Here is a 16,725-nt window from a genome sequence, read left to right on the forward strand (position 1 = left end):
GGGTCATCTAATCCAATGTTCTCGTTACCGACTCAGGGACGAAAATACCCAAAAATGCCTGCGGAAGCAAGATAATTAAGCCGGTCTTGAGTGGTTCAGTTGGTAGTTATAACCCGTCTGAAGGCAAAGGTTTCCGAAAATCACCGGGCGAGGCTTTTTTCGAAAGTGACGGCGTTTAAGAGGGAGTCCACGTAGAAGTAGTTTTCCAGGTGGAAAGGAACATAAATCAACTTGACCCCTCGCGGGGCGAAGGTTGCGGCCGACTCCTGCGCCCTGCGGGGCGATGAATAGCTCTGCCGGTAAATAATCACGTCGGCCAACATCAGGGCCTCATCAAGGCTAATCCTAACAGGATCGTAACTGTCGTCAAAATTCTCCACCGCCTCCATTTCAAGTCTCGGCAGAGCCGGGGATATCCGCCTGGCGAGCCGATACATGGCGTCGAAATTACGGGTCTTAAAGGCCGGTATTACCAACTGGTTGGAGTTGTGGACTCCCCCAAACATGGCTTTTACCCGCCTGGCGTCCTCATCGGGAATAGTAAAGGCCCAGAATGGGAACGCCCGGTCCCCGGGCAAGTCACTTCCCGTCGCCCGAAAGACCTGATCGACTATCCCGTCATTTCCGCCTATTACCACCAGCTGCTGGCAATTGTGGCAAATATAAACCCACGATTGCTCCGGCGGCAGGTCCAGCCCGCAATTGGGACAGCGGTGATGTTCCACTGATAAAGCCCCAAACTCGATATCCGGGCTCTCGGGGTAATCGGCCTGCCTGTCGGTATCGAGTTGGCGAACATGATCGAGCACTCTGCCCGAAACACCATCTACCACGTACCGGTTAAAACCACCCTGAGTGTAAGATTCGAAAACCAGAAATGGGAAATAAACCAGCGAGGCCTTGGGATGAAACAACTCGGTTACGTTTTTGCCGAAACTGGCCGGGTCAACATCGGAGATAATCCCCATCTTCGTCTTCAAGTCCGCACGGACATCCTCCCAGGTGGTGACAATCGGCAGGGAGTCAAAATCCTCCTGAAGATTCTCCACTGAGTACGGAAGCATCCTGATATATTCCGCCCGCATGCCGATCGATGCCGGCACACCGTCAAAGTATGACCCCGCGGCGCAGGTGGCGATATAAGGCGTGAGGTTGATTTCGGTCCGTTCGTGTGTCACCGATACCGGATCGTTGTACTCACTCTCGGCGACAACTACCCGCTCATACGCCTTGTTGCGCAACTTGAACAGAATAGCGTCAACTTTCCAATAGGGGTAATAGACCTGCTTGAGAGCCATCCCCGAAGCTGTCAGGGGCAAATCGTTCTTTTTGAGATATCGGTCGATACTGAAACGGGCTTCCCGCCTGTCGATCTTGGCGGGTACAAAATACGCGGTAGGCACATCGGGCATCACTACCCTGTGTACCGAACCGCAATGGTCGCACTTCAGGACAAAAAAATCCTCGTTGAGCTCGAGGCCACTGCCGCAACCCGGGCACGTGACCTCGATATAAAAGCCGCTCTTACGATTTTTGGTCTCGGTCTGCATCAACTGCCTTTCCACACTCACCACAGAACTTGGAACCGGGGATTAACTTTGCCGAACAATGCGGGCAGGTCGGCTTGGTATCAAGCTTGTAGCCGCAATGCAGACAGAAATTAGCCTCGGTGGGAAGGTCGTGCTGGCAGGAAGGACACTTGTTGGTGGTATACATCTGATGGCCGCACCGGTAGCAAAAACGCGACTGCTCCGGCGTATCGGTATGGCATTTCGGACAGGTCACGGTCGCGACCGGCTCACGGCGAAGTTCGGTTTGCTCGGGGGCAAACGCCCTGGTCATCATTCCCGGAACCATTAAACCAACGCCCGCGCCGACTCCAATACCGGCTCCGGCGCTGGCCGTTCCGCCGGGGGTACCGAGCCCTTGGGCCATCTCGAATTTGAGGAACTTGTCCAGATCGCCCACCGCTTCCATTCCGGAACGTTTGTCGATAAGCTTGCTCACTTCATCGGGCGGAGTGATCGACGAAATATAAAAATCGACCAGCTCCAGACCATACTGGTCAAATTCATTGGTGACGCTCTTCTTGAAATCCGCCGCCAATTCAGTGTAGATGGCCGGCAGATCGAGAATCGAATCCAGATTCTCACCCAGCATATCGTTGAGACGGGCAATAATCACGTCTCTGAGATAATCCTGGATGTCAGCGGTGGTATAGCGCGACTGACGACCCACGATTGAGTTCAAAAACAACACCGGCTCCTTGATTCTCATCGTGAAGGCGCCGTGTCCACGAAGCCTGATCAACCCAAGTTTACTATCCTGGAATGTTACCGGGTGCTTGGTACCCCACTTCAACTCCGTGAAGACCTTCAGGTTGATAAAGTAAACCTCCGCCCGAAACGGCGAATTGAACCCGAACGGGAACGCCAAAAGCCGCGTCAAAATCGGAACGTTGAGCGTCGACAGCGTGTGTCTTCCGCAAGTAAACGAATCAGCCGCGTGACCATCCTTGAAAAATATCGCCATCTGGCTGTCTCGGACAATAAGCTGCGCGCCCAATTTGAAATCGGCAGATCCCTGTTGGGGAATTCGGTGAATCATCTCATCACCGGAAGGATCCATCCACTCAATTACCTCAATTAATAACGACATGATATCTCCTGCCTGGGATAATTAGATGTTTGGTATTATTTTCGTCAGTTTCGCCGATTTCTTAAACCGGGCTATCGCACCCTGAAAGCCCTATCCACTCGCAGCCGGAAACTACTGCCTTACAAAACGTTGCTGACTCAAAAATAATTTGACACTTTTGAGCCGCTGGCGTATATAAGCAAGTAAACCAGAACCGCTAGCTCGAAGGGAATATTATCCAATGCCAATAAGACGATTGCTGCTGCTCTTTGCTCTGTCTGCCTTACTAATCATCGCCATACAAACAGGTTGCGACGAACTGATTACCGAAGTCATAGAGATCGAAGACACGATTCCGGGAGCCCCTTACGCCCAATTTTCTCTGGCCGATAGCACACCGCCCATCGGTTGCGAGCCATGCATGGTTCAATTTGTCGACGAGTCACACGGCCCCCGTCAGATTTACACCTGGGCCTTTGGCGACGGTGACACGCTGGTCGAGACCATACCGGCCGACTCGACCATCATTTACCAGGCGCCATCCCACATTTACCTTGAAGCGGGACTCTATACCCCCACACTCACTCTACTCGATACGATAGGCGGCGGCTCGGACAGGGCCACGGCTACGGACGGATCTGTTTATGTCGGAGCGACCGACGCCAGATTTTCGGCTTCGAAGTCTGTCCAGTGCACCGGTGGTGAGATTGCATTCACGCCGCTGACTTACCACTCAAGTATCAACTACCTGTGGGATTTCGGCGACAGCAATGTTTCGTTTTTATGGAATCCCACCCACGTATATGAAGACACAGGCATCTTTTCGGTCACTCTGACAGCTACAGACACCTGCGGCCAAGGAGTGTATTCACTCGATGTCGATATATCGAATTGCCCAACGGTGCTGTTTGCGGCCTCGGACAGCTTTGTCTGCACAAACGATGAAATCACGTTTATGGACTTATCTCAGCCGGGCGACGGCGAGGTCCTCACGCCCGAAAGCCAGCTCTGGAGTTTCGGCGATGGCACAGTCGCAAACGGTATTGCTAATCCCACCCACGCGTACCTGTACGCCGGTGACTATACCGTGAAGTTAACTGTTCAAAGCACCGGTGGGGCAGCTACCGATTCCATAATTGGCTTTATCCACGTGTCAAGCGCAACTGAGGCCGCCTTCAACGTGGTTGGATCCACTTCGGCGTGTAAAACCGACTTCCAGCAGTTCCAGGTTAAATTCGAAGATGCCTCGACCGGAGCCTTTGACAGCTTAAGGTGGTATTTCGGCGATGGCTTCACGGACACCGGACACACAGTCATCCACGCATATATAGAAACCGGAGTGTACACCTGTACGCTCGCCGCCTATGGACCCTGCGGAGCAGATACGCTGGTTGAGGACAGCCTCATCTTTCTCTGCGACACGCTGGTGGCGGACAACATCATCATTCAGGTGGATACTTTATCCGGAGATGGTCTGCCGGGCAGCGTATTTCAGTTCACCGATGCTTCCGTACTCGGCATCGTTACCACCCGGGCCTGGTATCTGGGTGAAACATCACTTGGACAGAATGTACCACAGATAAGTGCCACCGCAGATACGGCAGGCACCTACTGGATTAAGCTGATACAAAGCAACAACTGTGGTTCGGTAGCCGATTCGGTAGAATTGATAGTGCCGGCATTATAAAAAAACAGGCGCGATCCCACCAAAATAGCGAAAGCCCGCCAAACGGCGGGCTTTCTTTGTGTCAGTCAAAAGTGTCTGAAGGACTTTTCTATCAGCCCAGCTCCTCTTTGAACTTCTTCGTAAGAGCCGGAACAATCTCAAACGCGTCACCAACAATACCGTAAGTGGCGATATTGAATATGGGCGCATCCTTGTCTTTGTTCACCGCGACTATCGTCCGGGAGGTCTGCATTCCGACCAGGTGCTGAATAGCGCCGGAGATACCGACGGCTATGTATAGTTTCGGATTGACGGTCTTACCCGTCTGACCGACCTGATTCGAATATGCCGTCCATCCGGCGTCGACAATCGCTCTCGAAGCGCCAAAGGCGCCCTTGAGGACGTTGGCCAGGTCCTGAACCATCGGAAGATTCTCCCCACCCTTGAGGCCTCTTCCCGCCGCGACAATTACATCCGCTTCGGTGAGATTAACAGCGCCCGATGATTCAACCTTCGCCTCTTTCACCACCATCTTCGATTCGAATACGCTGCCGTCCACCCTCTCTTCAACAACTTCTCCGGCGCCATCTTTCGACTCCGGATACACCTTCATTCTTACGGTTGCGAGAAACGGCTTATCACTGTTGTTGACCACCTCGGCGATGACCGACCCGCCATAACTCGGGCGCGTCGCCGTCAATTTATCGCCTTTCAAAGTGAGCGCGGTAATATCAGAGACCATCGGCGCGTCCATCGCTGCCGCAAGTCTGGCAAACAAGGCCTTTCCGTAAAACGAAGCCGACCCGATAATAACATCCGGCGAATACTTCGCGATCAACTGGGACAGGGTCTTTACGTAAATATCATCATTGAAATACCTGAACTGCGGGGCAGAAACCGCCAGAACTTTGCCGCCGCCGCGCGCCGCCAGATCTGAAGCCATCGGCTTGGCATCCTCGGCCAGAATAGCCGTGAAAACCTCTCCACCCAGCGACTTAGCCGCCTCGATCAACTCATACGAAGCTGCCAGAAGCTTGCCATCCTTTTGCGTTGCTATCGTAAATATCTTCATCTCAATACCTTACTTGTAAACAAAGGTGATACTACAATTTAGATGAATATAAAATGACTGACCCGCTAAGGCAACTGTTTTGGGCGGTGGAAATCGGATTTTTTCGCCAATCAACGCTACCGAAGAATATCATCAGGCTTGCTTGGCAAGATACTCCGTGAAAATTACATCTATGTCGTCCAGACGAGAAACCTGAAACAGCTTGGGGCGAAGCTGGCCGGCACCGGGCAATCCCTTGACATACCATCCCAGATGTTTTCGCATCTTGACAACACCCCGTTCTTCCCCGTACTGCTCAGCAACCAGGCGAGCATGAAGTTTTGCGGTTTCCAACTTTTCAACGAGTGTTGGCTCCGCTTCGAGATTGCCGCTTTTTAAATATACGTTCATTTGTCTGAAAATAAACGGGTTGCCCAGCGCCGCACGCCCCACCATGACAGCATCACAGCCCGTTTCGTCAAACATCCTCTTCGCGTCAATAGGCGTGAAGACATCGCCGTTGCCGATAACAGCGATATTCACGGCCTCTTTCAGCTTTGCGATAGCGGACCAGTCGGCAAGACCCGAAAAGCCCCCTGCCCGGCTTCGAGCATGAAGCGTTATGGCCTTTACACCGCATTTCTCGGCAAGCTCACCGACCCGAAGATAGACCGGATTCTTCTCTTCCCATCCCGTCCGAATCTTTATGGTAACCGGTATATCTCCCGCTCCCTCAACAGCAGCCTTCATAATATCTTCAGTCAGAACAAGATCCTTCAGCACCGCCGCGCCGCCATTTTTGTTTACCACTTTCTTGACCGGACAACCAAAATTAATATCAATAATATCCGGTTTGTACTCCCTTGCTGTTATTCGCGCGGCCTGCCCAATCACTTCCGGATTCGCGCCAAATAACTGAATTCCAATCGGTTGTTCATCTGACTGGAATTGCATTAACTCCATGGTCTTGCTCTGTCTTCTGACAACTCCTTCAGAGGAAACCATTTCGGTGTAGGTTACGGCGGCTCCGGACCGTATGGCGAGCACGCGAAAAGGCCGACTTGAAATACCCGCCAGCGGAGCCTGCAAGACTGCTCTGTTAAGGTTTAAGTTTCCCATCCTCATGCCGATAATATAACTAAGTCATTATTGGACAACAAGGGATGTAATTGCATCCCGAGATGGATCTCACTGCGATATAAAAAGAAAAACAAAAGAATAACATATACCGAAAGGGTCTACCCATGGCCGAAATAATCGTCAAATTCGATGATAAGGTCATTGAAAGAATCGTGACCGAAAAAAAGCGCCTGTCAATCGGCCGCACGAAGGACAATGACATTGTTCTGGAAAACCGCGGTGTCTCGCGCAAACATGCCCTCATTGAGTTCAACGACAAAGCCGCTATCGTCATTGACAACGAATCACTCAATGGAACCTTCGTTAACAACCGCAAAATTACCGAGGAAGTTCTGCGCGATGATGACGTTATCACGATAGGCAAGTACTCCCTGGTATATCACAGCGAGGCCAATCAGGAACATGACACCGCTAATGATTTCGACGGTACCATGATTCTGAACACCAAGCGGCAGAAGAAGCTTCTGGAGAACGACAAAGTCGAGAAACAAATCGTCTCCAAATACGGAGGCTCGGTCCTTCTCGGCGAAGAGAACACGGATTTTTCGGAGTTCAAGCTGGATCGCGATGTAATCACTATCGGAAAAGCCAAGTTCGTCCACATCAAAGCCAAGGGTTTCTGGCTTTCAGCCATCCAGGCGAAAATCACAAAGGAGAACAATTCCCACGTATTAACCAATCTCGGTAAGAAAGGTAAAACGTTGGTGAACGGAGAGCCGGTCACGGTGTGCAACCTCAAAAACGGCGACCTGATCACTGTCGGAAAATCGACCTTCAAATACGTGGAAGGAAGCAAGTAAATGAAACTCGCCTTAATATCGGACATCCATGGTAATCTTGAGGCACTGGTTTCAGTTCTTAACCACATCGAAAAGCAGAAGGTCGACAAGATCTATTGTCTTGGAGATGTGATCGGCTATGGAAGCGACCCGGTAAGCTGTCTGGAACTGGTCGGGAAAAACTGTGACGTGAAGCTCATGGGGAACCACGAGTACACGGCGCTCGGCCTGACAGGCACTGATGACTACAATCCGGCCGCCCGGAAATCATCGGACTGGACACGTGAGCAACTCACCGACCGCGAGCAGTCGATTATCGCGGAATACGAGATGATCCACCCGACCGGGGATATACTCCTTGTACACGCGTCTCCCCACCAGCCCGACCAGTGGCACTATATCATGACTCCCGACGCGGCCCGGAAAGCCTTCGACAGCTTCTCGGCGAAGCTGTGCTTCTACGGGCACTCTCATGTGCCGCAGATTTTCTGTGAGCGCGAGCCGGAACTCCCGCGCATGCAGGTGGGACACGACTTTTTGCCCGATGAAGAAGGTCGCTACCTTATAAATGTGGGTTCGGTGGGACAGCCCCGCGATAACGACGCCCGGGCCTGTTACGCCATCTTCGATACGGATGAATATGAAGTCCTCTACCACCGGGTAGAATATGATATTGAGACGACCCAGGAAAAAATGACACAGGCGAAATTGCCTCGTACATTGGTCACCCGGCTGAGCGCCGGCAGATAGGTCAGGGAAATCATGAACAAGTACGCACCATATATTCTGTACCTGCTGATATCGATACTGGTAGCCTTATTGTACTTGAACGGGTTTGCCCCTCTGGATAGCCTGCAAAGATCAATAAACGACCTGCTCTGCCGTATCACGGCTTCCGACGACGCTATCTCTAACGTCGTCTTCGTATCCATAGACAGCCGCGCCCAGAACGAATACGGCGACTGGCCGTGGAACCACGATCTGATAGGGGATCTTCTGGCAGCCACCGCTACCGGCGAACCCAAGGCGATAGTCGTCGATTTCGTCATATCCGAAGATGCCCGTCAGGATTCCGCGGGCTACACCGATATCCTGGCCGAACAACTCGCCTGGATGAACAATGTTGTGATGCCTTACGACGTAGCTCTGGCTACCTTCCGTATCAACACAACATTAAACCCCAAATATCTGTTCAATTTTTCGGTCACGGTGGACAATCCTCTGGGAATTATGGAAGAAGACGCCAGCCTGCAGGTTCGCAAAGTCTTCCTTCCGGCGGAAAAAGTGCTCGAGAGCAATCCTTATCTCGGATATGATTATTCCATGCCCGACGACGACAAAGTCTTGCGCCACCAGTCAATGGTGATGAATTACTCCGGATACTATTATCCATCATTATCACTTCTCGGCGCGGCCGTCTATCTCGGAGTCCCTCCGGACCAGATAAAAGTTATCGAAAAAAAGGAAATCCAGATCGGCACCAGGTCTACGATTCCATTAAACGACAAATCGGAATTCTTGGTGAACTTCCCGACCGAAAGCAGTTTCCGGCGCTACTCGGCAGCCGATGTTCTCGCCGAAGGATTCGACCTCGCTAAACTCAAAGGCAAGCTGGTTGTTGTCGACTATGAGGACTTTTCCAACGGTCTGACCTTCAAAACACCGGTGCACAAGCAAGTCTCCAGATCAATTATAACCGCCTCGGTGGCCGAGAACATCATCAATAGCAACATTTTGACACCGAAGACCGATACGACGCTGCTCGGCCTGATTATAATTTTCGTCATCGGCGGCATCTGTGCCTTCGCCATGCCTCAGGTGTCGCTGCTGTACCGAGCCGTCATTCTCGTGGGCGCCATGATAATTCTTGCGAACATCGATTATTTCCTCTTCAGTTCCTTCAAAGTCATCGTGAACACCGTCTACTTTGGAGCTGAGCTGTTCTTGTTTATGCTGGCTTCGCCGCTTCTGGACTCACAGATGATGCTGAACGCGACCGGCCAAACAAAAACAAGGCGGTCCGGAGTACCGAAAATCAAGGTAAACAAGCATGCCGGGCAGAGCGAACAACCGGTCGTGGTCCGACAACTGAGAGATGAGACAAGCGCTATCGAAAATCAGGAGACAACCGCCATCAACGATGATGCCCCGGCCTATCCCGAAGACCACCAGGCTATTGAAATTGATTCCGCCGAAACCGTAGTCGGCCAGTTCGACTCGTCCGAAATAGCCGAGCCGGTTTACGAGTCAGACTCGGACGGCCCGGACGAAGCCGACTACTCTTCTGCTGAAATCATCTCCGGTGAAAGCGAAGAAATACGCGACGATTCGGATTCGGCCGAAATCAGCGTTGGCGAAGACACCGGCTCCATCACCGGAGCCTTCAATCAGCCCAAAATAACACATCTCGGAAGATACCAGATTACCCAAACAGTGGGTAAGGGCGCTATGGGACATGTTTACAAAGGCATCGACCCGGCTATTAACCGCCCCGTTGCCCTCAAGACAATCCGTCTCGACTTCGTCAACGATCCGGCGGAAATGGAAGAGCTGAAAGAACGCCTGTTCCGCGAGGCTCAGGCGGCCGGTAAGCTCTCTCATCCAAATATCGTGACGATTTATGATGTCGGCTCAGAGGGACATCTGCAATATATCGCTATGGAATTCCTCGATGGTCAGACGCTCGATGACATGATCAAAAAGAAAGTGAAGTTCAACTACAAGATCATTGCGCAGATAATCGTCCAGATATGCAGCGCTCTCCAGTACGCACACGAGCAGGGAATTGTCCACCGCGACATTAAACCCGCCAATATCATGGTTCTCAAAGACTATCGCGTCAAAGTCATGGATTACGGTATCGCCCGTATCGATTCCAACTCCATGACCAAAACCGGTATTGCCATGGGGACACCGAATTACATTTCCCCCGAGCAATTGAGGGGTATGCCGGTTGATCAGAGGGCGGATATCTTCTCACTGGGTGTGGTGCTCTATGAGATGCTCCTGGGACGCAGGCCGTTCAAAGGCGAGAATATCACTTCGCTGATATACTCCACGCTCAACCACGAACCGGAGAAACCGTCGAACGTCAACCCGCAGATACCGCTCTTGTTCGACCATATCATCGGCAAGGCTCTCAAAAAGAACCCCGCCGAGAGATACCAGAAAGCCAGCGAACTGAGCGCCGACCTCCACGAATTCGTCGAATCGTTCGTGAACTGATAACATCAACGACAGAAGAGCGAAAAACAAAAGCCGCTACCAATTAAGGTAGCGGCCTCTCTCATTACTGCCGAATTCTCGGAAGTGAGGGACGTCGCGCTTTACGCGTGACGTTTCAATTTTTCTATTTTTCCTTCTGATCCGACAGTATTTCTTCGGCTAACGAAAGAGCCACGCCGGAAAGCATCACCTCGACTCCAAGCTGAGTGAAATCGGACGATATCAGCTCCCGGTTAAGCGCCGCGTACAGAGAACACGAAGCACCGCGCTCCACAACCAGTCCCGAAAGTCGGCTCCCTGATTCCGAAACGAAAGTTACTTCGCCGAGCTCCTCCGACACCACGTAGCCGGTACAATTATGGAGCTGCAGATGCGAATTGCCGGTATACACCACCACCAGCATTCCTCTCGTCTTTCCCAGTGAGGTTTGCGGGAATATTTCGAGAGAGAGACTCCGGCGCTCCTCGTTATTGACGACCTTCAGACGGAACTTGTCCTTGTCTTCGGTAATCTTTTCGGCGCCAAGTATGCCGCCGATCTTCTCCGCTTCATCTCTGCTGAAAATCTTCTCTTTGGCTGGTTTGTTACTCATATAACCGAATTTCGATTTATATTAACCGTTCTTTTTCTCTTTGTCATTCGTCGTGGGCGGTTCGTTCATCGAACCCTTTATCTCATCGGTTGTATCCTTCATCGCTCTCTTGAATTCCCGAATCCCTTTTCCCAGTCCCTGCGCGATATCGGGCAACCTCTTGGCGCCAAACAAAAGCAGGACAACCAGAAAGATGAGTAACAATTCCCAGGGACCCATTCCAAACATAAAAAATACCTCCTGGTACACCGGTTTAACTTAAATGTACCACCATCTAAAATATATAATAACCAGCAGAACCACCAGCATTGACATAAAATTAATTTTCAACTTCAGCCCGAACGTGAACGAAACCGCGTAAAAGTCAACCTTGACCGTGTCAAACCCGACTACAATAGCCTTGGTAAAAACCGTCTTAGCGGCCCCGGCCGGAAGAAAAGTACCGATAATATCTCCAATCAGTCCGCCGAATACCGCGCCCAGTACCAGAGCGACAATAATAAAAGTAAGTTCGCGCGATTTCATGTTCAGCCCGCCATACTCAGTTTGCCCGCCGATGACCGGATCGATTGAAGCACCTTCACGCCATCGGAAGAACCCAAAATCGTCTCGACCGCCCGCTCAGGATGAGGCATCATCCCAAGTACGTTGCCGGTCCGATTTATTATACCGGCTATATTGTTAATCGAACCGTTCGGATTGGCCTCATCAGTAACATTGCCCGTCGCGTCTACATACCTGAACACGACCTGACCATTATCCTCGAGCCGTTCGATCTCATCATCGAAGTGATAGTAATTGCCCTCGCCGTGAGCAATCGGTATCCTGAGAACCTCCCCCTTGCGGCACTCGCGGGTGAAACTGGTGCCGCTGTTCTCCACCCGAAGGTGAACATATCTGCAGCTGAAACGCAGGGAGCGATTTCTAATCAAAGCCCCCGGCAACAGCCCGCACTCAGTAAGAACCTGAAAACCATTACAGATCCCGATCACAATGCCGCCCGTATTGGCGAAGTCAACAACCTTGTTCATAATCGGGGAAAACCTGGCAATTGCCCCCGCTCTCAGATAGTCACCATAAGAAAATCCGCCGGGAAGAATCACCACATCGGATCCGGCCAAATCCTCGGACTTATGCCAGAGAAATACCACGTCTTCCTTCAGTATATTCTTAACCGCCGCGTAAGCGTCATAGTCGCAATTGGCGCCCGGAAATGTAACCACACCGAACTTCATCGGAGCTTCTCCACCTTGTAGTTCTCAATAACCGGGTTGCTCAGAAGCTTGGCGCACACCTCATCAATATGCCGGTCAAGCTCAGCGCCATCGGCCCTGACTTCCAGCTCAAAAAACTTCCCTGAACGCACCGAGAGAAAATCGCCGTAACCCATCTGCTGCAAAGCCTTATGTATCGTCACCCCCTGCGGGTCAAGTACACCATCTTTCAACCTGACATAAACCGTAACCTTTTTAGAGTCACTCATTATCAGTCCCTTTATCAGTTTTGCGTCGTCCGTATTCCCTGCCGGTCATCTTTCCCATCCCCACGCCAAATAGCCGGTATACCTCCCTGGCCATCCCGAACAATATATATAAAGCGAAAAACGGAAACAACAACAGTCTGGGCTTAAAAATGATAATGATACCGGCAATTACGAGGACAACCAGCCGCATACGATTCTGTGGTGTGTCGAAATTATCCGGGAATGCGTCGTACTCCACCTGAGAAACCATAAGAAAGGCAAACAGGATAATCATCGAGACCAGCCATTCGCTGTACTCCAGACCGCCCCACAGGTAATAGCTGAAAATGATAAAGGTAACCATGGTCACAGCCGCGGCAGGGACGGGCAGCCCCACGAAATCCTTCTTCTCCTCGGTATCCGCCAGCAGGTTAAACCTGGCCAGCCGGTAGGCGGCTGACATGATATAGACAATCGAGATTATCCAGCCCCATTTCCCCATGTTGCTCAGCTTGATGGCGTGCACCAGGGTCGCCGGAGCCACACCGAACGAAAGAAAGTCCGCCAGCGAGTCAAGCTCAACGCCGAACTGCGATGACCCACCCGACAAACGCGCCACCTTGCCATCCAGCACATCCAGAAATCCTGCCAGAATGATAAACCAGCAGGCGGTCGTGATAGCTCCCTCAAATGCCGACAGAATAGCCAGAAATCCGCACACCACGTTACCCATGGTGAAAATTCCGGGCATCAAACCCCTATATCTGGACATTGCTTCCCCTGGCACTGCTCTCCTCACCTGACTTTGCGGTTTTTTCCGGAAGGTAACCAATCACGCTTGTTCCACCGGCTACATGATCGCCCACCTTGACCTCTATCTGGCTTCCGGCAGACACGACCAACTCGGCCCTCGAGCCGAACTTTATCATACCAAAACGCTCACCGGCGGTCACCCGCGAACCTTGCTCCAGCCGGCAGACTACGCGCCGGGCAATTAAGCCGGCTATCTGTTTGAATATAAGCTTATGTCCGCCTTCCGCAGTCATACCGATTTCGGTCTGCTCGTTTAGATCCGAGGCTTTATCGGCATAGGCCACAAAGAATTTCCCCGGATTGTACTTCACGAAATCCACCACTCCCGTTGCCGGGACACGGTTGACGTGAACATCGAAAACCGACAGAAAGATCGAAACCTTAATAGCCGGCCCACCGATAAACTCATGATTTTGCAGCGTATCAACGCCGATCACTTTGCCGTCCGCCGGAGCCACCAGCACACGTTCCTGCTCCACCGGCTTGCGCACCGGGTCCCGGAAGAAAAACACCGTGAACATCGTCAGCAGGGCAAACAGCGCGCTGATCGCAAACAGTACTTTGCTGTCCCAGCGCGATGCCGCCAGGATAAAACCGATCGTGATTACGACAGCCGTGAGTATGAGGTAAAGCCCTTCGCGTGCTATCATTTTCCGAATACCCGTTTAAAAATCTTACCGACATTCCTGGTATAATAACTCAAATCGAAACAGGAATCGATTTCGGCCTCCGACAAAAAGCCTCTGATCTCGGCATCTTTCTTGACCAGATCCCTGAACATCCCCTTTCCGGAATGCGCGGCCATCGCGCTTCGCTGAACCATACGATAAGCTTTATCTCGCGAACCGACCGGACCGGTCAATTTCAGAAGAAGACGTTGTGAAAATACCACGCCCCCTTCAAAAAATATGTTTTCAATCATCCGTTTTTCGTTTACGACCAGTCCCTTGAGAAGTTCGTTAAATTTCTGCAGGCCATAGTCGATTATAATTGTTGCGTCGGGAATGATCACCCGCTCCACCGACGAATGCGCGATATCACGCTCGTGCCAGAGCGGGACATTTTCCATCGCCGACACGGCATAACCGCGAAGCATCCGGGCAATCCCGGTGATACGCTCGGCCGTAATCGGATTCTTCTTGTGCGGCATGGCCGAGGAACCCTTTTGACCTTTAGTGAAGCCTTCCGCCATCTCGCCTATTTCACTGCGCTGGAGATTGCGAATTTCGGTGGCGAATTTCTCGAGGGAAGACCCCAGAAGAGCCAGTGAAGTGATATAATGCGCGTGACGGTCTCTCTGAATCACCTGCGTGCTCACCTCGGCCGGTTTCAGCCCCAGACGACGACAGACTGCCGCCTCAACTTTCGGATCGAGGTTGGCGAAATTCCCCACCGCGCCGGATATCTTCCCGACCGATACCGCCTCGGTGGCCGCCTTGAATCTTTCCTGGGCCCTCTTGAGTTCGGTGTACCACACCGCGAATTTCAGCCCCACTGTGGTCGGCTCGGCCAGAATACCGTGTGTCCGCCCCATGCACGGGGTCATCTTGTATCTATTGGCCAGCGTTTTGATTTGCCGCAACGCTGTCGCGATCTTCTTATCAATAATAACCGACGCCCGTTTCATCAGAAGCGAAAGCGATGTATCAAGCATATCCGACGACGTCATGCCAAAATGAAGATACTTCGCTTCATCGCCCACGTACTCAGAAACCGATGTTAAAAAGGCGATAACATCGTGATTGACTTCCTTCTCGATTTCGTTGATGCGGTCAACATTGAAACGGGCCTTTTTCTTAATGACAGTGTAAGCGCTCATCGGTATGATCTTCATCCTGGCCATCGCATGAGCGGCCTCGACCTCAACCTCCAGCCACGTCTTGAATTTATTCTCCTCGGACCAGAGCGCCCCCATCTCTTTGAGAGTGTACCGTTGAATCATCAGCCCTTATTCGCCTTTTTGTAGTCCGCGATGAATTTTTCCAAACCGATGTCTGTCAGCGGATGATTGATTAGACTCTTTATCACTTTGAAAGGCATGGTGACTACATCCGCCCCCAGCATGGCCGCCTCGACAACGTGCATGGGATGACGCACCGATGCCACCAGCACCTCGGTGCTGAAATTGTAATTGCCATAGATAGTGACTATCTGACTTATAAGCTCCATGCCATCGGTCGAGATATCATCCAGCCGCCCGATAAACGGAGAGACATATGTCGCGCCGGCTTTTGCCACCAGAAGCGCCTGGGTGGGACTGAATACCAGCGTGGCGTTGGTCATAATACCGCGTCCACTGAGAGTTTTGATAGCCCGCAGACCTTCGAGAATTGTCGGGATCTTGATGACGATATTATCAGCTATCTTAACCAGTTCTTCCGCTTCCTTAACCATGCCATCGTGATTGGTGGCAATTACCTCAGCCGAGACCGGCCCCGGCACTATCTTGCATATTTCTGTCAGCAGTTCGCGATAAGGAGCGGTTTCTTTCGCGGCCAGCGATGGATTGGTAGTAACACCATCAAGCACTCCCATGGAGGCGGCTTCTTTGATTTCAGCTATGTTTGCGGTATCGATGAAAAACTTCATGCCTGATTAATCCTTATGATAGCCTACGGACACCAGATACAGGCCCTGGGCCGGAGCGGTGAATTTTATCCTCTCGGACGTTGAGGCTTTTATAATATCGCTAAAGCGGTCTAAAGTCAAGTTCAGCTTGTTCTTATCGGGCTTGACCGAGGCCAGATTGATCATCGCCCCGACCAAAGATCGGATCATACTGTGCAGGAATCGGTTGCCCCTGATTTCAAACACATACAGCGGCCCCACCCGCCGCCACCGGGCTAATTCAATGCAGCAAACATTGTCGGCTTTGCGCGACGATACCACGCAAAAAGGGGCAAAATCATGCTCACCGACTATTTCGCGAGCAGCCGCCCCCAGAAGCTCGAAATCCAGCGGCTCGGTGTGTTCCCAGCGGTAATTGCGGTAAAGAGCCGATTTCTCCGTCCCGATCAGGTAACGATACCGTTTGAACAGAGCGCTGCGACGAGCGTCAAAATCAAGCGGCATCTGACAGGAGTCCTTGATCCGGATATCATCAGCCAGGTAATAATTGAGAGCATCGCGATATCGCGAAGGCTCCAGGTCGTGCTTGATCCTGAAATTGGCCACTTGCCCCAGAGCGTGGACACCGGCGTCGGTCCGACCGGCCCCGGTGAGCTTGACTTTCTTCTGAGTGGTCTTGTAGACCGCCTCAATAACAGCATCCTGAATCGTGTCCTGACCGGCCTGAGACTGCCAGCCGCTATAGCCGGTGCCGTCGTATTCGATTATCAGTCTTATGTTTTGCTCAGCCAT

The 16,725-nt window shown here is 51.8% G+C and carries 18 protein-coding genes; 4 read left to right on the forward strand and 14 right to left on the reverse strand.

Annotated features, from left to right (window positions below; all coding sequences use genetic code 11):
• Nucleotides 1-140: 140 nt before the first annotated feature.
• Together AB1483_03875 and AB1483_03880 are read right to left on the reverse strand one after the other, a co-directional pair.
• A complete protein-coding gene (locus AB1483_03875) occupies nucleotides 141-1,565 on the reverse strand; it encodes a hypothetical protein (GenBank protein ID MEW6411595.1) in 1,425 nt (474 codons plus the stop codon).
• Nucleotides 1,525-2,658 carry an SPFH domain-containing protein gene (locus tag AB1483_03880; GenBank protein ID MEW6411596.1) on the reverse strand — a complete coding sequence of 378 codons (1,134 nt, stop codon included), beginning with the start codon at nucleotides 2,656-2,658 and terminating at the stop codon, nucleotides 1,525-1,527. The genes AB1483_03875 and AB1483_03880 overlap by 41 nt, the downstream gene beginning before the upstream one ends.
• 220 nt (nucleotides 2,659-2,878) lie before the next feature.
• Here AB1483_03880 and AB1483_03885 point away from each other — a divergent pair, with 220 nt between their 5' ends.
• Nucleotides 2,879-4,324 carry a PKD domain-containing protein gene (locus tag AB1483_03885; protein MEW6411597.1) on the forward strand — a complete coding sequence of 482 codons (1,446 nt, stop codon included), beginning with the start codon at nucleotides 2,879-2,881 and terminating at the stop codon, nucleotides 4,322-4,324.
• Nucleotides 4,325-4,415: 91 nt separating this feature from the next.
• Here AB1483_03885 and AB1483_03890 read toward each other — a convergent pair whose 3' ends face one another.
• Nucleotides 4,416-5,375: an electron transfer flavoprotein subunit alpha/FixB family protein gene (locus AB1483_03890; GenBank protein ID MEW6411598.1), complete on the reverse strand. Its 960-nt coding sequence runs from the start codon at nucleotides 5,373-5,375 to the stop codon at nucleotides 4,416-4,418.
• Between the two features lie 132 nt (nucleotides 5,376-5,507).
• The gene (gene dusB, locus AB1483_03895; GenBank protein ID MEW6411599.1) at nucleotides 5,508-6,479 is read right to left on the reverse strand and encodes a tRNA dihydrouridine synthase DusB; all 972 of its coding nucleotides are present in this window, start codon (nucleotides 6,477-6,479) and stop codon (nucleotides 5,508-5,510) included.
• Nucleotides 6,480-6,598: 119 nt separating this feature from the next.
• Here dusB and AB1483_03900 point away from each other — a divergent pair, with 119 nt between their 5' ends.
• From AB1483_03900 to AB1483_03910, 3 genes are read left to right on the forward strand one after another with little or no spacing between them, the layout of a single operon-like run.
• Complete coding sequence (locus AB1483_03900; protein MEW6411600.1) at nucleotides 6,599-7,294, forward strand: FHA domain-containing protein; 696 nt, start codon at nucleotides 6,599-6,601, stop codon at nucleotides 7,292-7,294.
• Complete coding sequence (locus AB1483_03905) at nucleotides 7,295-8,023, forward strand: metallophosphoesterase family protein (GenBank protein MEW6411601.1); 729 nt, start codon at nucleotides 7,295-7,297, stop codon at nucleotides 8,021-8,023. It begins immediately after the preceding gene.
• A 12-nt stretch (nucleotides 8,024-8,035) separates the two neighbouring features.
• Complete coding sequence (locus tag AB1483_03910; protein MEW6411602.1) at nucleotides 8,036-10,498, forward strand: protein kinase; 2,463 nt, start codon at nucleotides 8,036-8,038, stop codon at nucleotides 10,496-10,498.
• A 124-nt stretch (nucleotides 10,499-10,622) separates the two neighbouring features.
• On the opposite strand, the gene AB1483_03915 is transcribed toward AB1483_03910, so the two are convergent.
• The 10 genes from AB1483_03915 to truA are packed head-to-tail and all read right to left on the reverse strand — an operon-like array spanning nucleotide 10,623 to nucleotide 16,725.
• Nucleotides 10,623-11,090: a hypothetical protein gene (locus AB1483_03915; GenBank protein MEW6411603.1), complete on the reverse strand. Its 468-nt coding sequence runs from the start codon at nucleotides 11,088-11,090 to the stop codon at nucleotides 10,623-10,625.
• A 21-nt stretch (nucleotides 11,091-11,111) separates the two neighbouring features.
• On the reverse strand, nucleotides 11,112-11,318 hold the full coding sequence (tatA, locus tag AB1483_03920; protein MEW6411604.1) for a twin-arginine translocase TatA/TatE family subunit: 207 nt from the start codon (nucleotides 11,316-11,318) through the stop codon (nucleotides 11,112-11,114).
• Between the two features lie 30 nt (nucleotides 11,319-11,348).
• Nucleotides 11,349-11,615 carry a DUF4321 domain-containing protein gene (locus AB1483_03925; protein MEW6411605.1) on the reverse strand — a complete coding sequence of 89 codons (267 nt, stop codon included), beginning with the start codon at nucleotides 11,613-11,615 and terminating at the stop codon, nucleotides 11,349-11,351.
• Between the two features lie 2 nt (nucleotides 11,616-11,617).
• Nucleotides 11,618-12,325: a phosphoribosylformylglycinamidine synthase subunit PurQ gene (gene purQ, locus AB1483_03930; protein MEW6411606.1), complete on the reverse strand. Its 708-nt coding sequence runs from the start codon at nucleotides 12,323-12,325 to the stop codon at nucleotides 11,618-11,620.
• Nucleotides 12,322-12,573, reverse strand: a complete 252-nt coding sequence (gene purS / locus AB1483_03935; protein ID MEW6411607.1) for a phosphoribosylformylglycinamidine synthase subunit PurS — start codon at nucleotides 12,571-12,573, stop codon at nucleotides 12,322-12,324. The genes purQ and purS overlap by 4 nt, the downstream gene beginning before the upstream one ends.
• A complete protein-coding gene (gene pssA / locus AB1483_03940) occupies nucleotides 12,566-13,324 on the reverse strand; it encodes a CDP-diacylglycerol--serine O-phosphatidyltransferase (protein MEW6411608.1) in 759 nt (252 codons plus the stop codon). The genes purS and pssA overlap by 8 nt, the downstream gene beginning before the upstream one ends.
• Nucleotides 13,311-14,015: a phosphatidylserine decarboxylase family protein gene (locus AB1483_03945; protein MEW6411609.1), complete on the reverse strand. Its 705-nt coding sequence runs from the start codon at nucleotides 14,013-14,015 to the stop codon at nucleotides 13,311-13,313. Before AB1483_03945 ends, pssA begins: the two co-directional genes overlap by 14 nt.
• On the reverse strand, nucleotides 14,012-15,307 hold the full coding sequence (purB, locus tag AB1483_03950; GenBank protein MEW6411610.1) for an adenylosuccinate lyase: 1,296 nt from the start codon (nucleotides 15,305-15,307) through the stop codon (nucleotides 14,012-14,014). Before purB ends, AB1483_03945 begins: the two co-directional genes overlap by 4 nt.
• Entirely contained in the window at nucleotides 15,307-15,954 is a 648-nt protein-coding gene (fsa, locus tag AB1483_03955) for a fructose-6-phosphate aldolase (protein ID MEW6411611.1), read from the reverse strand. The genes purB and fsa overlap by 1 nt, the downstream gene beginning before the upstream one ends.
• A gap of 6 nt (nucleotides 15,955-15,960) precedes the next feature.
• Nucleotides 15,961-16,725 (reverse strand): tRNA pseudouridine(38-40) synthase TruA, encoded by a 765-nt coding sequence (truA, locus tag AB1483_03960; protein MEW6411612.1) that lies wholly within the window; start codon nucleotides 16,723-16,725, stop codon nucleotides 15,961-15,963.

Source organism: Candidatus Zixiibacteriota bacterium (genome assembly GCA_040756055.1).
In the GTDB taxonomy this organism is placed as follows: Bacteria; Zixibacteria; MSB-5A5; order GN15; family FEB-12.